The 16,940-nt window shown below is 35.4% G+C and carries 14 protein-coding genes; 7 read left to right on the top strand and 7 right to left on the bottom strand.

Going from position 1 to position 16,940, the window contains the following annotated elements; genetic code table 11:
- Positions 1-318: 318 nt before the first annotated feature.
- The 4 genes from E0E32_RS04090 (at position 319) to E0E32_RS04075 (ending at position 6,297) form a co-directional block, all read left to right on the top strand.
- The gene (locus E0E32_RS04090) at positions 319-1,236 is read left to right on the top strand and encodes an ABC transporter permease (protein ID WP_130859054.1); all 918 of its coding nucleotides are present in this window, start codon (positions 319-321) and stop codon (positions 1,234-1,236) included.
- 18 nt (positions 1,237-1,254) lie between these two features.
- Positions 1,255-2,142: a carbohydrate ABC transporter permease gene (locus E0E32_RS04085; RefSeq protein WP_130859053.1), complete on the top strand. Its 888-nt coding sequence runs from the start codon at positions 1,255-1,257 to the stop codon at positions 2,140-2,142.
- Positions 2,143-2,248: 106 nt separating this feature from the next.
- Positions 2,249-3,883, top strand: coding sequence for an extracellular solute-binding protein (locus tag E0E32_RS04080; RefSeq protein WP_207302265.1), 1,635 nt, complete (start codon positions 2,249-2,251; stop codon positions 3,881-3,883).
- A gap of 89 nt (positions 3,884-3,972) precedes the next feature.
- Positions 3,973-6,297: a glycoside hydrolase family 2 protein gene (locus E0E32_RS04075; protein ID WP_286171706.1), complete on the top strand. Its 2,325-nt coding sequence runs from the start codon at positions 3,973-3,975 to the stop codon at positions 6,295-6,297.
- A 339-nt stretch (positions 6,298-6,636) separates the two neighbouring features.
- On the opposite strand, the gene E0E32_RS04070 is transcribed toward E0E32_RS04075, so the two are convergent.
- The 7 genes from E0E32_RS04070 to E0E32_RS04040 form a co-directional block, all read right to left on the bottom strand.
- Positions 6,637-7,515: an AraC family transcriptional regulator gene (locus E0E32_RS04070; protein ID WP_066196040.1), complete on the bottom strand. Its 879-nt coding sequence runs from the start codon at positions 7,513-7,515 to the stop codon at positions 6,637-6,639.
- A gap of 180 nt (positions 7,516-7,695) precedes the next feature.
- On the bottom strand, positions 7,696-9,330 hold the full coding sequence (locus tag E0E32_RS04065) for a helix-turn-helix transcriptional regulator (RefSeq protein ID WP_130859051.1): 1,635 nt from the start codon (positions 9,328-9,330) through the stop codon (positions 7,696-7,698).
- A 134-nt stretch (positions 9,331-9,464) separates the two neighbouring features.
- The gene (locus E0E32_RS04060; RefSeq protein ID WP_066189527.1) at positions 9,465-9,719 is read right to left on the bottom strand and encodes a DUF5348 domain-containing protein; all 255 of its coding nucleotides are present in this window, start codon (positions 9,717-9,719) and stop codon (positions 9,465-9,467) included.
- On the bottom strand, positions 9,716-10,516 hold the full coding sequence (locus E0E32_RS04055; RefSeq protein ID WP_066189525.1) for an ExeA family protein: 801 nt from the start codon (positions 10,514-10,516) through the stop codon (positions 9,716-9,718). Before E0E32_RS04055 ends, E0E32_RS04060 begins: the two co-directional genes overlap by 4 nt.
- Complete coding sequence (locus E0E32_RS04050) at positions 10,509-11,777, bottom strand: TnsB C-terminal domain-containing protein (RefSeq protein ID WP_066189521.1); 1,269 nt, start codon at positions 11,775-11,777, stop codon at positions 10,509-10,511. Before E0E32_RS04050 ends, E0E32_RS04055 begins: the two co-directional genes overlap by 8 nt.
- Positions 11,778-11,863: 86 nt before the next feature.
- On the bottom strand, positions 11,864-12,445 hold the full coding sequence (locus E0E32_RS04045; RefSeq protein WP_066189519.1) for a DUF6431 domain-containing protein: 582 nt from the start codon (positions 12,443-12,445) through the stop codon (positions 11,864-11,866).
- A 45-nt stretch (positions 12,446-12,490) separates the two neighbouring features.
- A complete protein-coding gene (locus E0E32_RS04040) occupies positions 12,491-13,204 on the bottom strand; it encodes a hypothetical protein (protein WP_130859050.1) in 714 nt (237 codons plus the stop codon).
- A gap of 312 nt (positions 13,205-13,516) precedes the next feature.
- On the opposite strand from E0E32_RS04040, the gene E0E32_RS04035 reads away from it, so the two are divergent.
- From E0E32_RS04035 to E0E32_RS04025, 3 genes are read left to right on the top strand one after another with little or no spacing between them, the layout of a single operon-like run.
- Complete coding sequence (locus E0E32_RS04035) at positions 13,517-14,374, top strand: ABC transporter permease (protein WP_130859101.1); 858 nt, start codon at positions 13,517-13,519, stop codon at positions 14,372-14,374.
- Positions 14,375-14,387: 13 nt separating this feature from the next.
- Positions 14,388-15,284, top strand: a complete 897-nt coding sequence (locus tag E0E32_RS04030) for a carbohydrate ABC transporter permease (RefSeq protein WP_130859049.1) — start codon at positions 14,388-14,390, stop codon at positions 15,282-15,284.
- Positions 15,285-15,310: 26 nt separating this feature from the next.
- Entirely contained in the window at positions 15,311-16,885 is a 1,575-nt protein-coding gene (locus E0E32_RS04025; RefSeq protein WP_165444950.1) for a type 2 periplasmic-binding domain-containing protein, read from the top strand.
- Positions 16,886-16,940 lie beyond the last annotated feature (55 nt).

Here is a 16,940-nt window from a genome sequence, read left to right as displayed (position 1 = left end):
AAGATAAAGCTAAGCCTCCCTACAAACCTTATTTCTTAAATATGCTATCTCGTACTTTAGAAACAACGTTAACATTAAAAATGGAAACCTTAACAAAACATCTCTTTTTTGTACGAATATTCTGTCCTTAACCCATTACAAAACCAAAATCTTAATACAAAACTTATGAACCTTGCAAAATTTTATCTCATTGAGCGTCAACTAACCAAATAGAACTTTTTATGTAAACCCTTTCAAAAAATAATCAACACGCGTTTGTACGCGTGATTACATATAAATTAAAATAAAAACGTTTTTATTTTTACAAGGAGGTCTATTATGAACAATAAATCATTTGCTTCAAGACTAAGAAGTCAACTCCCGCTACAGTTGATGATATTACCAGGTGTCATTTTTATGATCATTTTTGGATACATACCAATATATGGATTGATTATAGCATTTAAAAGTTTTTCTGTAACGGACACCATATCTTCTGCAGCTTGGGTAGGATTAGAAAACTTCAGAATAGCATTTACCGATCAATTTTTTTGGGAAGCTGTTGTTAATACATTAGCTATTAGCTTTTTAAAATTACTATTTGGATTTGTATCACCCATTATATTAGCCATTATGATTTTCGAAGTAAAAAACGGGAAATTCAAGAAATTAGTTCAAACTATTTCATATTTGCCACACTTCTTATCATGGGTTGTGCTTGGTGGAATGCTTATTAGTTGGTTGTCAACAACGGGAATGCTAAGTACGCTTTTAGTGAACATAGGGTTCATCGATCAACCACGTAATTTCTTAGTAAATGCTGATAATTATTGGATGATTGCTTCACTCTCTGAAGTATGGAAAAGCGTCGGTTGGGGTACTATCCTTTATTTAGCTACCATGGCTGGTATCGATCCAACTTATTATGAAGCAGCAAAAATGGATGGTGCTTCCAAACTACAACAAATTTGGCATATTACCTTACCATTAATGAGATTTATGATCGTTTTATTATTTATATTAGCTGTTGGTGGGATCTTAGGTGCAAACTTGGACCAAACGTTAGTATTAATTAATCCGTTAAACGCATCTAAAGCTGAGGTAATCGATTCCTACGTGTTTAAAATTGGTTTAGCACAAGGGGATTTTTCATACGCAACTGCAGTTGGATTTGCTACTTCCATAGTAGCATTAATTCTAGTGATTATAACACATAAAGTGACTAAGAAGCTTAATGATAATAAATCTGTATTTTAATTAAGAGGGGGTGTTGTTGTGGCTAAAAGCAAGAAGAAAGAAATTGTAGAAGATAAAATTTTCAATATCGTAAATGTAACATTTTTATCGATATTCACTATTATTATATTTTATCCCATTTGGAACATTGTTGTGCAGTCATTCAGTAGCGTGGATTCACTCGCAAATTTCGGATTAAGACTTTGGCCAAAGGAATTTACGCTGGACAGTTACAAACTCGTCTTCAATGACGCAACCATTTGGAATGCTTTTATCATATCCGTTCTGAAAACCGTGATCGGTGTTGTGACTCACGTATTTTTCACAGCAATGGTGGCGTATGGAATGAGTAAAAGTCATATTTTTGGAAGAAATATATATACGGCACTGGGTATAGGAACCCTTTTCTTCAGTGGCGGAATCATTCCCACCTACCTATTAATGAGGGGATTAGGTTTATTAGATAGCTTTTGGGTTTACATTTTACCTTCGTTGTTTAGTTACTACGATATGATTATCATGATGAACTTTTTTCGTGAGATACCTAAATCTTTAGAAGAATCAGCAAAAATTGATGGCGCGGGCATATTTAAAATATTTATGCGAATTATTCTTCCATTGTCTACACCAGTTCTTGCTACTATTGCTTTATTTAATGGCGTATTTCAATGGAATGATTATATGACTGCGAATCTCTATATAAATAACGAAGCCTTGTATCCTATTCAAATGAAACTATATGAAATCATCGTTCAACAAGAAGCTGCCAATATGCAAGATATCACTACTTCTGTGGTTGTACCAACGACTTCACAATCAGTTCAATTAGCTACCATTGTTATTGCAACTGTACCAATTGTTTTAGTATATCCATTCCTCCAAAAGTACTTTATGTCAGGCATTATGGTTGGTGCTGTGAAGGAGTAAAAATAGACTGCATTTTGTTCGGAGGTGATAAAACAAGTTCTGAAATAGTAGGTATAAACTTGTTGCGGCAAATGACTTTTAAAACAAAAAATAGGGAGGCAATATCGTGGGAAAAAAGTTAAATTGGATGCTATCAAAACCTGTATTCACTATTCTTATTCTATTTATTATTGTACTAACAGGGTGTTCAAATGACGCAAATTCAAGTGAAAACACAGAGCTTGAAGAGGCAAGATATGAGATTGATGAGAATACACCTGCATGGGAACTGGACACCGAAGAAAGTACAGAATTAACTTGGTATGTAAACGCAGACTGGTTTAATACCGATTATGGAAATGATCCGATTACTCGGACATTACAGGAAGATCTAAATGTAGATATAGAATTTATGAAAGGTGACGATGAAAAATTAAACACCCACTTTTCCAGTGGAAATATTCCAGATATTATTACATTATTTGATGGACAATCAGATACCGCAAAAAAAGCTGAATCCTGGGCATTACCATTACAAGAATTAGCAGATAAATATGATCCTTACTTTTACCAAGTGGCACAGGAACAAACATTGGATTGGTATCAGTTAAGTGAAGGTAAGTCATATGGTTATCCAAGTTTTTCAAATACCGAAGAACACTATGAAAAAGGACTTGTTCATGGCAACGACGGATTTCTGATTAGACAAGACATATATGAAGCAATTGGCGAACCAGATATGTCCACACCTGATGGATTGTTGTCTGCATTAGAAGATATTAAAGAACAATTTCCAGAAGTAACTCCTTTTGCATTCAAAGGTTTTGCGAACGATGAAGATGCAGGTTCTTTAGGAGTAACACTACAAAACTATTTAGGCATTCCAGTTAGAACAGAGAATGGAGAATGGTACCAACGTAATTTAAATGAAGACTATTTAGGATGGATCAAAACTTTCAATGAAGCATTTAAATTAGGTTATATTAGTGAAGACAATTTTTCTGATGATAATACGATATTCGAGGAAAATATTGCAAGCGGAAATTACGCTACTGTTTTAACAGGGGGTATTGCGCAGTTATCTGGATTTTTACAACGGAATCTGGAAGCAAATCCAGATCAAAAATACATTGCAGTGGATGGACCAAGTATAGGAAGAGACCCAATGTTTGAGCAAGCTGGACCTTCTGGCTGGACGGTGACTTACATTTCTAAAGATGTCAAAGATCCAGCGAAGGCAATTCAACTATTTACTTATTTACTAAGTGAAAGAGGTCAATATTTAACCACATTTGGAGTCGAAGGCGAAACTTATGAGTTTAATGAAAACGGGAATGCCGTCTTACTTTCTGAAGTCGAAGCTATGAGAAATGACAATCCAGAACAATTTAAGGAAGAATATCGTTTGGGTGAATTTTGGTTCTTTGGACATGATAGCTTTGAACTTGAACACGGGGAGAACGATCCACCAGAATCTGTTGTACAAATCAGGGAATGGGCTCAAGATTATTTATCACCAGAATTTTTTCTGATTTCCAATATTGACCCTGACCAAGGAACAGGTGAAGCTCGTAGTCTAGTAAATATTAATTCAACATGGGCTACGACCCTTGCAAAATTGCTAACCGCTAAAAATGAAGATGAATTTGACCAAACAATTGAGAGTTATGAACAATTCTTAGATCAAAATAACTTTGAATCTATTGTAGAAATTAGAAATGAAAAAATGAAAGAGAATATGGAGAAATTAAATTTAAAATAGTTCTTCACATGGAATCAAGGAATATGGTGTTATTCCTTGATTCCTACAAACCCATTTACATCATAAACTACAAGTCGGGGTGAATTCATGTGCAACAAGTGAAAACAAGTACGTTAAAATCTTCATTCACACTTAATAAACTTAATAATCAATCCATTCCATTTCAAAATGGGATACCTTATCCGTCATTTGAACCACAGGAACGATTTATCCAATCCCTTTCAGGACCATGGAAAAAGCAACGTTTTGAGGCAGATCATAACTGGACGATGATGAATCGAGATATCGATTGGATTGAAAAAACAGAAAAAGAAGCAAAGAGTATAATAAAGCATGAATTTGATGATAGCCATTGGGAAACCCATTCTATTCCATTACCAGAGAATAAGTTAACAGGTGAAGAAGAAGTAAACGGTGCAGAAACTTATGAAGATGGTGTTTGGTATCGAAAGAAATTTGTACTGGATCAGAAATGGGAAAAGAAGGTTGTTACACTTAAATGTTTAGGTTTATCTTACATAGGGGACTTCTGGATCAATGGAGAGTATATTGGTTATCATGAAGGTGGATACACCCCTTTTGCTTTTGATGTTACTCCATTCATCAAAAGTGGTGACAATCTAATAGCTATTAGGATTGACAATCCACCTTGGACTTCGCGTGATGATATTGTTCCAGCTGTCAATAACGATTTCTTTAATTACACAGGAATCATCCAGGACATTTTTTTAGAACGAACAGATAGTGTACAAATTGCCAGGGTTGATATTGTACCCATAAATAATTCAGGGGATATCAATATTTCCATGGTATTAGAAAACAGAACAAATACAGCTAAAGCTGTGACAATAGCAAGCGCTATTCATAATACGGATTTCACTAACGAAAATTGGCTTGTACATCCTAATGCCAAAAGTATATGCCAACAACAAATGGATGTAAAAGGATTAAAAGACCAATCTATTTCACTTGCCGCGCAAGAGTCCCAAGTTTTAACGTATAAAGTAAAAATACAGAATCCAATGTTTTGGAGTATTAGAGAACCGCATTTATACGTATTCAAAGCTTTACTTTATGATAATAATAAAGTAATAGATTCTTTTTATACACAATTTGGATTGCGATCCGTTACTACTAATCAATCTACTATATGCCTAAATGAAGAGCCGATCTTTCTTGCAGGTGTTGCTAGACATGAGGAATGGCCGAGCTATGGTCGTACAGCCTCTTGGGATAGAATTAAAAGTGATTTTTTAAAGATCCATGAATTATCTGTTAATATGGTGAGAACCGCACATTATCCTAACCATATTTATACGTTCATTATGTTAGATCGACTTGGTTTAACATCTATGAGTGAAATACCGCTATGGCAATTTGAAACACATCACTATCAGATTCAAGAAGAAAGAAAAATTACTTATCAAATGTGGCGTGAGATGGTATTTTCTAATTTTAATCGCCCATCTATTATCATGTGGAGTACGCAAAATGAATCAACAGACGTTACATTACGAAAAAAATACAATGAAAATTTGGTCCGCGAACTTAGAAATTCTTATAATGATCAGCGTTTAATTACACAAAGTGCTGCTGCTGATCAACCAGGATACTATGACGAATCAATGGAGCCATTAGATGTGGCAGGATGGACCATGTACTTTGGTATTTTCCATGGTAGTACACCATATGAAGGCACTAGAGATTTTATCGAACAAGCCCACCAACAATGGCCAGACAAACCAATTATTAACACGGAATATGGAATATGGAGTAATGCAGATAAGAGTTTTCTAGAAAAGCAAGTAAAGATATATGAAGATGTTCAAGCTGCCTTAATAGAAAAAGCAACCGTTACTCCAGAAGGCTTTATAAATAAAAACGGCTTTATTTCCGGTATTGATTATTGGACTGCTTTTGACTGGTACGTAAATCATAATCAGTTCTATCAAACAATGGGTATGTATCATATGGACAGAGAAACTAAAAAGCCATTATATTATGAGTTTGTAAAGGATCATAAGCGATTCATGGAACAGACAAATGGAATCGGAAAATATGAATCCGATCAATTTGAAATACCGTTAACAACACAAACTCAAAATCTATCGCCGGGAAATACAGAAATTTTATTTGAAAATGAGATAGATCTTACTAAGTACAATTATCTCGTCATAAAAGTGTATGATCCCATTACAACAGATGGTTTTACTGTAGAATTTATAAATGGAAAAAATGAATCTGCTTCTTATCACACGTATGACCTTCTATACGATAAGACGAGCGATGTGTTCATTCCTTTATGGAAATTAAATGAATCAGTGATTGCTGATATTCACTCTGTACAGCTTAGATACGATCAAGAACGCCAATTGGAAATTCTGGATATTACAAGTGCTATGGGAGGTAAATGAGGTTTCAGAATCTATAAAAAAACAGATATTGTTGTGGAAAACAAGTAACTTATCCAAGAGAAACTTTGTTAATAGTTCATAGTTGATATTAGTAAATAAACACGTTCTATAGGTGAAATATTTTCATTGTAACCCTTTCGGCGAACCGTAGCTTCTTTAGAAATATTGTTTTACGAATCTATCATTCGCTAGAAAGGGTTATTTTTTTGGATGAAACTTTTGCTTGGCCGGTAATAAATAGTAAACAGCAGTATATAAATCAATACAGTGAATTTTGCATTTTTCTTAACATCGACTCATCTAAACCATAAATACAAGCCCTTTATCTACCACTACCATTCACTCTAACAATCTCCTATTCCGATACGCTGTGGGGCTGATCTGATATTTCGTTTTAAACTTCCGACTAAAATGAGACGGGCTTTCAAACCCCGATTCCATTGAAATATCCATCATCGGCTTATCTGGATATATTTCTAGCAGATACTTCGCTCGCGTTAATCTTCTATTCATTAAATATTGCATAATCGTTTGGCCAGTAATATCTTTAAAGATTCTAGACACATAATATTTACTTAAATGCAAGGTATCTGCTATCTCATTTAAGGTGATCGTACGCTGAAAATTCTGATCCACCCAAGCAATTAAACGGTTGACATGGCGAGTCTTTTCATCATCTGCAATCGGGGTATGTTGAAGCTTCTGATAGCTAAGTTCATAAATAATAAACAATAGCCCAATAAAGCGATGGATCATTTGCCCTTTCAACAAATTCCGCTCCGTCTCAGATAAAGTGGAACCATTCAAATATCTCTTTTGGACATCCAATTCTTTCATTATCGACACTATTTTATCAAGAGTGGCCTGATCCACACCTCGCAACAAAAAATGATGTAGTTTTTCAAAAGGTTCTAAAAGCATCGGTACATGCAATTGCTGAAGGATCGGATCTATCCATTCGGCAGAAAATTCGATCACACTTCGCACATAGGAGATACCCTGTTTTGGGTATGGACCATGCAAAGTCGAACCATTCATAATAATGATGTCATTCTTCTCTAATTCCATCACATCATCATTAATCACATATTTACAATCTCCTTCATGAAAATAGTAAATTTCATACCGGAGATGGGAGTGTTGGAATACTTTATCTGTATAAAGAGCCAAAGAAGTGTTTCTATATGTAATTTGGATGGGTTCTGTTGTATTGTCCATGCGTTTATCTCCTTGCAGAAAGATTCTGTTACCACAATTATGACATGCTTTACGCATATTATATCAATATAGTAGCATGAAATATACTCTAGGATATCTGCTTAATAGTGCGTTTTCCCGAGTCTATTTCATCGATTACGATAAATCTTCTTCTATCAACACCTTATACTCTTTCATCACTCACCCTAATCCCCCACCCTTCTTTTCATTATACAAATTTCGATACATACCAGGCGTTATCCCTTCTGTTTTCTTAAATAGGCGTGTAAAACTATTTGCATTACTATAACCTACTTGCCTTGCGATTACCTGAATGGCTTGTTCACTTTCTCTTAATAATCGTTTTGCTTCTGTCATCCTAATATTTTCTATATATGATACAAAACTTTTCCCTACTTGCTTTTTGAAAAAACGGCTCAAATTAGAATAAGACATATTAAATTCATCAGCTAATAACTGTAATGAGATGGTTTCATCCATATAATGCGTATCAATAAATTGTAAAATTAGAGCAATTTCCACTTTGGTAGTCTTTGAACCTTCCTTCATAATGTATTCTATAACCTGTTCCCCTTTTTCCAAAAGCCGATCTTCTAATTCTTTGATATTCAAGTCTTTTTCCGGCACTACATAGCAATACTCTTCCTTACTGCCAAATTTATTTAAAGCCTTTACTAAGACATTGTACGTATTTGTAAAAATAATATTTAAAATGAATATCCTGCTTATATCGTTTTTCATCAGACTTATTAGGTTATTCAACTGTAAACGCAGTTGAGCATCATCTTTTCTTGTGATAGATAATTCAATGAGATTAATAATCTCAAATAATTTACTAATTTCATTGGCATTTTTTACATCTATGTCATAATAACTCATAATGTGTATATCGTGGTGCAGAGTAGCCACTTCTAATGCTGCTAAGCTATGCGTATAACTGTAACTTAACAACCTCATCTCTTCAACTGTACCAATTCCAATATTTACATCCTTTTTCATTTCGTGTATTCGATAAATAAATGGTTTGATTTGGTCTTCTTGTGTAAAGGATAGAACAAGAATAAAATCCTCGTGTCGAACTCCCTTCACCCGATAGGAAAAGATAAGCTGATCATCATGACTTTGTGCCATAATTTCTTCTAACAAGGAAAGTAACTCAATAATATTGCGATTCATAGAAAAAAAAGTGATACAACATACCTTATCCCCTAATTGAATACCTTGCTCAGCAGCATGTTGAATGATACTTTCATTACTTTCTACCGTTTTATTTAGATGCTGAATAAAAAAGTACTCCTGGGATATATTTTTATTTAACATTTCCTTACTTACTAGCTCCTTATTCCGTTTCTGTAAGTTATCAAATGCATACGATACAACCTCATATTCGGTTAAATCGCTAAACAGCTCCTCTTCAACAGAATGAAGAGCACTTTGTCTCAACTTCTTAATAGGATGGTAGTTGACACGTATCAATAGGATGATTAGACCCACTTCAATGAGAAAAATGAGCCCTACAAGTAGTAATGTTTTAACCTTAAGCTGCGTAATTTCCGAGAGAATCTCATCGATTGGTGTTAAATTAACGAACTTTAATCCATACGTGTTAGATTGCTCTAAATTGATCATATAAGTCTGGTCATCTATTGTAATCTGACTAGAGGAGGGGCTATCTTCTGTGAAATTCTCCATCAATACATCGCCATCCAGTTCCAACTGATTATTAGGTTGTGCTATGATCCTATTTTGCTGATCTATGACAACGAGATTATGATTTAGTTCATTGGTTCGATTACTATAAGTGTAAACTACCACATTAATTCAGACATCCTTTTCCATTTTATATCAGGGAGAAATCTGGAGTAATGTGCTCGTTTATTCATTTAATTTCCGATTTGAAAAAACTTTGTAAAATTATTTCAGATACTATTCCAGAAAAAATGCCCCTTTTAAGAGGCATTTCCTGATGTGATATCTATGTATTCTATACGAACTTTGTAAACCTCGAATACACGTAAATTAAATGCTACATCTTCATCTAATATCACATACCACTCTTGATCTTCTTTTCCTAAATATGCTTTGAAATAATGCTTTTGAATACGTAATTCAAAAGCCATTCCTTCAAATGTTTCATAGTCTTGCTGGCCAATCCAGATCTTCCATCCCTGTAAATCAAATATCATGATTCCTTGCCGCATCATAGGCCACTTTCCTCTGTTGCCATACGAACAATCTCTTCATCAATTTGTTGTTTTTTTAACTGCGCTCCATACAGAAGACAATTTGAAGCTAATGTGTTAATGATGCGTGGCCATCCTTGCGAACGTAAAGCGATAGCTTCTAAACCTGTCTCTGTAAAAATCGGCATCTTTGCCCCTGCCAGTTTTAACTGATGCTCCATATAAGCAGTAACGTCTTCTTTATTCAATGGCTGGAATTGGTATCTCATAATAATTCGTTGAGCCAACGGGCGATGGTGATTCAAATGGAGCCGCGTTTTCAAATGCGGCAGACCAGCTAGTATCAGAATAAATGGATTCGACGAATCCATTTGGAAATTGAAAAGAATAGCTAAGTCCTGTAAAAAAGCATCTTTTGCCATATGCATTTCATCTAAAATAAATATGGGCGTTATTTTACGCTCCTGCTCCATCCGTTCAATTCCTTGTTGAATCTGACGAAATAAATCTACTTTACGAAACTTAGGTTCTTCTCCTAGTCCGTATGCTAGCCCCCGGTAGAAATCCATCACCCCTCCGGTGGACAACGGAAAATAGACGACATGGTATAAGGCTGGGTTAAGTGAATTCTTAAAGGCTCGTAAGGTGTACGTCTTCCCAGCACCAGGGTCACCTATCAACAACCCAATTCCTTTAGACTTTTGTAAATACCCAAGACCATTCATTGCCTCTTGATAACTCGTCGATTGGAAGGCATTTGTTGCTGTTGCTTCCTTGGTAAAGGCTTCCTTTGCTAAGGAATAGTATGTTTTATACATGATCCTTTCCCTCCTCCTGCCTTGCTTCAGAGAGAGAAAACGGCGATGGTCCACGTTTGATATGGGCGTTATCGTGGATGGTGACCGCTCTGGCTTCAGCTGCCTTTTTTCCGTCCTCAAATACATAAACATGTTGTTCATCCATACGAACTTCAATTCGCTGACCAATATATTCCGAAGGAACTTCATATAACTGCTTGTCCAATGTAATCGTTCCATCTTGCTTTACTTTTCTCTCTACCCGTCTTAAAAAGATGGTTTCTAAAATAGAGAGGTCCTCTAAAAAGCTGATTCGATCTAGCTGCGATTGGAATACTTCATGTGGCGTTTTTCCTTCTAAGGAAGCGTGTACTCTCCGATGATAATCCTCTTCGAGCCAACACCAGAATCTCTCATTTAATTCCTCCAAAGAGGTAGCTGGATTGGTTTGAAGTAGTGGATAAAAACGCGTTTGTATCGTCTTAAATAACCTTTCTATTTTCCCTTTGCTTTTAGGATCGTAGGGTTGCGTATGAGCTAAGGTAATTCCTAATTGGGCACATGCATACTGTAGCGTTTCTGACCGATAGATCTTTCCATTATCTGCATAAATGATGTTTGGCTTTCCTCTGCGTATGAATGCCTCTTTGGTCACTTCTCTTAAACCATCAAATTTCTCAGAAGAGAAAAATTGTCCATACGGTACCAATCTCGAACAATCATCAATATAAGCAATAAGAAACGTTTTCTTCATTTTTCCATTAACCGGGACATAAGGGCCGTGTGATAAATCTGCCTGCCATAGTACATTGACTTTATCATGCGCAAAGCGTTTTCGTTCTTTCTCTGGATGATAATGAATATAATTCCTTCCTGCCATCTTGTGTTTTTTTAGTAATCGGTTTATAGTAGAGTAAGAGATTTGATTTTTGTTGATTTCTCCATTTCCTATTAGTTGTTCGTAGAAAACACTAACAGGCATATGGAGAAATTTTTTTCGTGTTTCTAGTATATGATCTTTGTCATCCGGAGATAATCTTCTGGCGCCCCCTCGATCAGAACGCCTTTTAGGCTTTAATGCATCAAATCCATTCCTTCGGTAATGCAGATGCCATTCTTGCATTGTCTTGGCTGCAACCTTTCGTTCCCCATAATAAGGAATCGTATGCATTTTCCCTTCCATTTCTTTCAAATAATCCTTTGGCTTTACTTGTCCATTCAAAAGTGGGGCAATCAATCCATAACGAAATAAAGCAATTTCTTCCCGTGTTTTTTCATTCATGAACTTTTCCTCCTTTTTATAGAAGGATAACCGGTTATCCATTGCTTTTATTCTACTTTGTCCTTCCCATCAGTGCTAGGAAAAGTCTATGTGGGATGAATAGTATTCTTTTTTGGTGGTAAATATGGTAGAATTAATTTGCCCATAAAATAGGATGATAAATGACCCCAGCTCCTTCGGAAGAAGGAGGTTGATTCGCCAAAATCTTGGATCATTGTCACGTATTTTTGGGCTTCTTTTTTTATATCCTTCGTGAAACCCAATTGATATCCTGCGTCTGTAAAAAAGCTATGGGTCCAATGGATGCTTTCATAAAAACGTTTCAGATGTTGTTCTAATTGCTGGCGACTTCCTTTTACTTTCTCTCCCTTAAGCACACTGCTTAATCTTTCCATCATGGTATCCAATGTATGTTGAAAATAGGGAATTAAGAAACTCGGTAAAATAGAGATCGTTACTTGACAAACCAAACACCTGAAACGACATATAGGAATGTGTAGTTCCTCTTCCTGGTTTATTCCGTATCTCCAATAATAACCATGTCTGTGCAAGTTTCCATAAGCAATTGCTTGGCAATTTGGGCACCATTTAAATAACGGAAAGTTATTCTTTTTTCCTTTCTTCTCATATTCTTCTATCCCAATTCCAAAGTCGTGTAAAAAAATCATTAAAAAACTCCCCCTTATAATATGCAAAAAATTTAGCATATTACTTCAGGAAAGTACAGTAATTATCCTGGAGGAGTTTGAACAAGATAACCCTATTTGAGAGGAAATAAAGTGATGCTTTACACTATAAGGAGAAAAATTTCTCTCTGCAACCACTAAGATTAAAACACCGTAAGAAAACGCACCCTGACTAGGAACCGGCATCATAATGGTAACACCTTTAAAAGGATGTGTGCCTCGGTTGCGATCAACGATACTACTAGCCGGACGTACGGTTACCTCCTCTAACCCTTCTATTTCTTTCATCATCTCTTCCTGATCCCAATCCAAATAATAGAACGTCTTTTGATAATTATTGAAATCCTGCAACACAAAGCTCCCAGGAAAGGAATAAAACATCTTTGTCCTAGTATTAAATAACACTGCCTTCTCAATAAAAGAATTGTAACCGAACATATTTTGCATTTCTTGTGCAATCTTGTACGTATTAAAATAATTGATTTCTTCGAATACTTGAAGCTGAAGATGGCGGTTATTACGAATTGCTTCTGGATAATACCAAACATTCATTAATTGCATGTTCACATGATTTGCCGTTTGTCTTAGAATAGAGTCTGCTTTTTCTTCGGCATTGTCATATATGATATCTGTACTTCTAGGATAAAAGAAAAAAACAAGAAATAAAACGGGTAGTAGGAAAACCACTATATAAGAAATGAGAAAATTGAATAATACCCTTTTTCCTCCCATTTTAGCCATTTAATATGCCCCCTTAATATGAATGCGCTTTCAAAAATTATATCACACGCTTCTAAAATAAAAAGACTCTGCAACTATGCAAAAAATGCCACTATTCTTTTTTTGCTATTGACGAAAAAGGAATACCACGCAAAATGTTAGCGTTTACATTTTGCTGACTATCTTATACATTGGTTTCAGTGCTTCACTTGCGCAAACGCACTATATAAAGAGAGAGGAGGAATAAATTTGGAGCAACGAGCAATCACGAACAAGGACGGGGTTATACCCAAACTGAGCACACATATTAAAACTTATTATCAACTCTATCTTATGGTACTTCCAGCCTTTGTGATCGTCTTATTATTTAACTATTTACCAATGTATGGACTCCAATTGGCATTTCGAGATTTCGATCCAGCAAGAGGACTTACAGGTGGAGAATTTGTTGGGTTAGAATATTTTCAACGTTTCTTTCAATCTCATCAATTCTGGGATCTGATTAGAAACACATTTCTTATCAGCTTATATTCTTTATTAGTAGGCTTTCCAGTCCCTATCCTTATTGCTCTTATTTTTAATCAAATAAGAAATGCAAGAAGAAAAAACTTGATGCAAACTGTTGTTTATATTCCACATTTCATCTCTGTAATTGCGATTGTGGGAATGTTAATTGTATTCTTATCCCCTTCCATTGGAATTGTCGGCAATTTATTATCCCTGTTTGGTATCGAACCGATTAATTTTATGGGAGAAACCGAATATTTTCGTTCTATTTTTGTGATGTCAGAGGTTTGGCAACATGCGGGATGGAATAGCATTATTTATATTGCTGCACTATCGGGAATCAATCCACAGTTATATGAGGCTGCTAAAGTGGACGGTGCCAGTCGCTTACAACAGGTGATTCATATCGATATACCATATCTTATACCGACGATGATTATTCTTCTCATATTAAATGCAGGATCTTTGCTTGGAGTTGGCTTTGAAAAAATCTTTCTTATGCAAAACAATATGAATCTACCCGTCTCAGAAGTGATTGAAACGTATGTCTATAAAATCGGGATCTTATCGAATCAAATCAGTTATTCTACAGCCATTGGTTTTTTTAATACGATGATCAATTTTCTGATTTTACTCATCGTCAATCAAATAGCTAAGAAAACGAGTGAAAATAGTCTATGGTAAAGGAGGATTGCCAATGAATAATACCATTAAGGATTCTTCAGGTGATGTGTACTTCAAAATATTTTTAGCATTCATCTGTACAGTGATGCTGATTTTGATCCTTTATCCCTTGTATTTCGTTATTATTGCTTCCATAAGTAACCCCTCTTCCGTAGCCAATGGAGAGGTGTGGTTTTTCCCTAAAGATATAACGATGATTGGCTATCAAGAAATTTTTCAAGACCAAAGGATTTGGAGAGGTATTTCCAATACATTGATTTACACGATTGGTGGTACAGTAGCAAGTTTACTTTTCACCATCCCTGCAGGTTATGCGCTTTCTAGAAATGATTTTGCAGCAAGAAAATTTCTTACTTTTTTCTTCGTATTCACAATGTTCTTTAACGGTGGATTAATTCCGACTTATTTAACAGTGAAGGAATTCGGACTAACGAACACCATATGGGTAATGATTATACCATTCTCTGTAAACGTTTTTAATTTGATTATCACTAGAGTGTTTTTCCAAACTACCATTCCAAAGGAGCTGCTCGAATCTTCCAAATTAGATGGTTGTTCCGATTTTCAATTTTTCCTTAAGATTGTACTTCCACTCTCTAAAGCCATCATCGCTGTCATGATGTTGTATTACAGTGTGCAGTATTGGAATGAGTATATGAAGGCACTTATTTATTTAAATAATGATCAATTGTTTCCTCTGCAACTTATCTTAAGAGAAATTTTAGTTATGAATGAAGCCTTCAGCAGTGGAGGACAAGGGGTGAGCTTAGGGGACATAAATATGCAACAAAAAGCGGATTTAATTAAATATGGCGTCATCATTGTATCATCCTTACCTATGCTTATCTTCTTCCCTTTTATCCAAAAATATTTTGAAAAAGGGGTGATGATTGGTTCATTGAAAGGTTAGTATATAAATTGAAGGAGACGATTATGATGAAAAATACAGTTAAAAAAATGAACATGTTCGTTATAGTGCTATTGTGTGGCATAGTAATGATAGCTTGCAGTAACTCTTCTGATGATACTTCAGACTCTTCAGAAGGGAATTCCAGTGATAGTTCCGATATCGAGGTAACCGCTGTTATTAACGCACAAACACTAGATATGGAAGAAATACCGTATATCAATGATATTACGGAAGAAGCTGGAGTAAATGTTGATTGGACATTAGTAAGAAGTGGCTGGGAAGAGCAAAAGAACCCGATTCTTTCCAGTGGAGATATACCGGATGTTTTTATATCAGCTATTGCTGATGAAGACATTGCAACTTATGAGAGTTTATTTCTGCCATTAAATGATTTAATTGAGGACCATGCGCCAAATATTCAAAGAATGTTTGATGAAATGCCTGAAATTAAAGAATTGGCTACTAGTTATGACGGTCAAATCTATGGTCTACCTGCTGTTATTCCACACCGACCTGAAAGTATTAGTGTACCAATGATTAACCGGGAATGGTTAGATAACTTAGGACTAGAGGCTCCAACAACCTTAGATGAACTTTACGACGTGTTAAAAGCGTTCAAAGAAGATGATCCTAATCAAAATGGACAAGCAGATGAAGTACCATTTGATTTCAACACTAATATTGGTCAATGGGGATTACTTGAAATGATCGGTGCCTTTGGAAACTATACTTATTCCTTTTCCGATAATCTGCTAACTGTAAAAGACGGAGAATTTATTTTCCTACCAAAAACTGAGGATTATAAACAATTAATTGAATTCATGAACAAATTGTACGAAGAAGAATTATTAAATCAAGAAGTAATTACGCAAGACTGGTCTCAATTTAATTCACGATCAAAAGACACGAATGCGGCTACAGTGGGCTTTACGTTCGGTTGGTCGATTGAACAACGGGTGGGACAGTGGAAAGATCAATATGAGATCCTTACACCTGTTGCCGTAGATAACTCTACCACTCCATTATGGATGGCAGATCCAGTCGCTCTAAAAACACAAGTGAATCGAGCAGTTGTTTCTAGCAATACAGAAAACCCAGAGAAAGTAATAGAATGGCTGGATGGTTTTTATAGTGAAGAAGCCTCCGCTCAAGGATACTATGGTTCATTTGATATCGGAATTGAAGAACAAGACGGTGAATACGTTGTACTTACTCCTCCTGAAGGCGTAACAGAAGATTCCTGGAAATGGACTAACTCTCTTGTTGATAATGGCTTAATGTATATCTCAAGTGAATTGGATCAAAAAATTGTGCCACCTCCATCCATTTCAGAGCGATTAGAACATGATCAAATGTTGTCAGAATACTATCCAGAGGAACAAAACATTTTGCCAAAATTGAATTTTTCTCCTGAAGAAAGAAATGAATTATCAATTATTAGAAATGATTTAGCCAATTTAGTAGACATTAAATGGGCAGAATGGCTTTCTGAAGGCGGAATTGAACAAGAGTGGGATAGCTATCTGGAAGAATTGAATAATATGGGATTAGAAAGGTTCAAAGAAATTTATCAAACTGCTTACGATAATTATCAAGAATAAGAATTTCTATCAGCGGGATTCTTTGATTTTCCGCTGATAGACTATTACATCATAT

The sequence above is a fragment of the Gracilibacillus phocaeensis genome (genome assembly GCF_900626275.1).
GTDB lineage: Bacteria > Bacillota > Bacilli > Bacillales > Amphibacillaceae > Gracilibacillus > Gracilibacillus timonensis.
Note: the sequence above shows the minus strand (reverse complement) of the source record. Positions and strands in the feature narration are given on the sequence as shown.

Excerpts from the sequence above, each read along its gene's own strand:
- E0E32_RS04090 (WP_130859054.1), top strand. The coding sequence starts at position 319 with ATGAACAATAAATCATTTGCTTCAAGACTAAGAAGTCAACTCCCGCTA.
- E0E32_RS04070 (WP_066196040.1), bottom strand. The coding sequence starts at position 7,515 with ATGGACAATACAACAGAACCCATCCAAATTACATATAGAAACACTTCT.
- E0E32_RS04060 (WP_066189527.1), bottom strand. The coding sequence starts at position 9,719 with ATGATGCGGCAAGGAATCATGATATTTGATTTACAGGGATGGAAGATC.
- E0E32_RS04055 (WP_066189525.1), bottom strand. The coding sequence starts at position 10,516 with ATGTATAAAACATACTATTCCTTAGCAAAGGAAGCCTTTACCAAGGAA.
- E0E32_RS04050 (WP_066189521.1), bottom strand. The coding sequence starts at position 11,777 with ATGAATGAAAAAACACGGGAAGAAATTGCTTTATTTCGTTATGGATTG.
- E0E32_RS04045 (WP_066189519.1), bottom strand. The coding sequence starts at position 12,445 with ATGATTTTTTTACACGACTTTGGAATTGGGATAGAAGAATATGAGAAG.
- E0E32_RS04040 (WP_130859050.1), bottom strand. The coding sequence starts at position 13,204 with ATGGCTAAAATGGGAGGAAAAAGGGTATTATTCAATTTTCTCATTTCT.
- E0E32_RS04035 (WP_130859101.1), top strand. The coding sequence starts at position 13,517 with ATGGTACTTCCAGCCTTTGTGATCGTCTTATTATTTAACTATTTACCA.
- E0E32_RS04030 (WP_130859049.1), top strand. The coding sequence starts at position 14,388 with ATGAATAATACCATTAAGGATTCTTCAGGTGATGTGTACTTCAAAATA.
- E0E32_RS04025 (WP_165444950.1), top strand. The coding sequence starts at position 15,311 with ATGAAAAATACAGTTAAAAAAATGAACATGTTCGTTATAGTGCTATTG.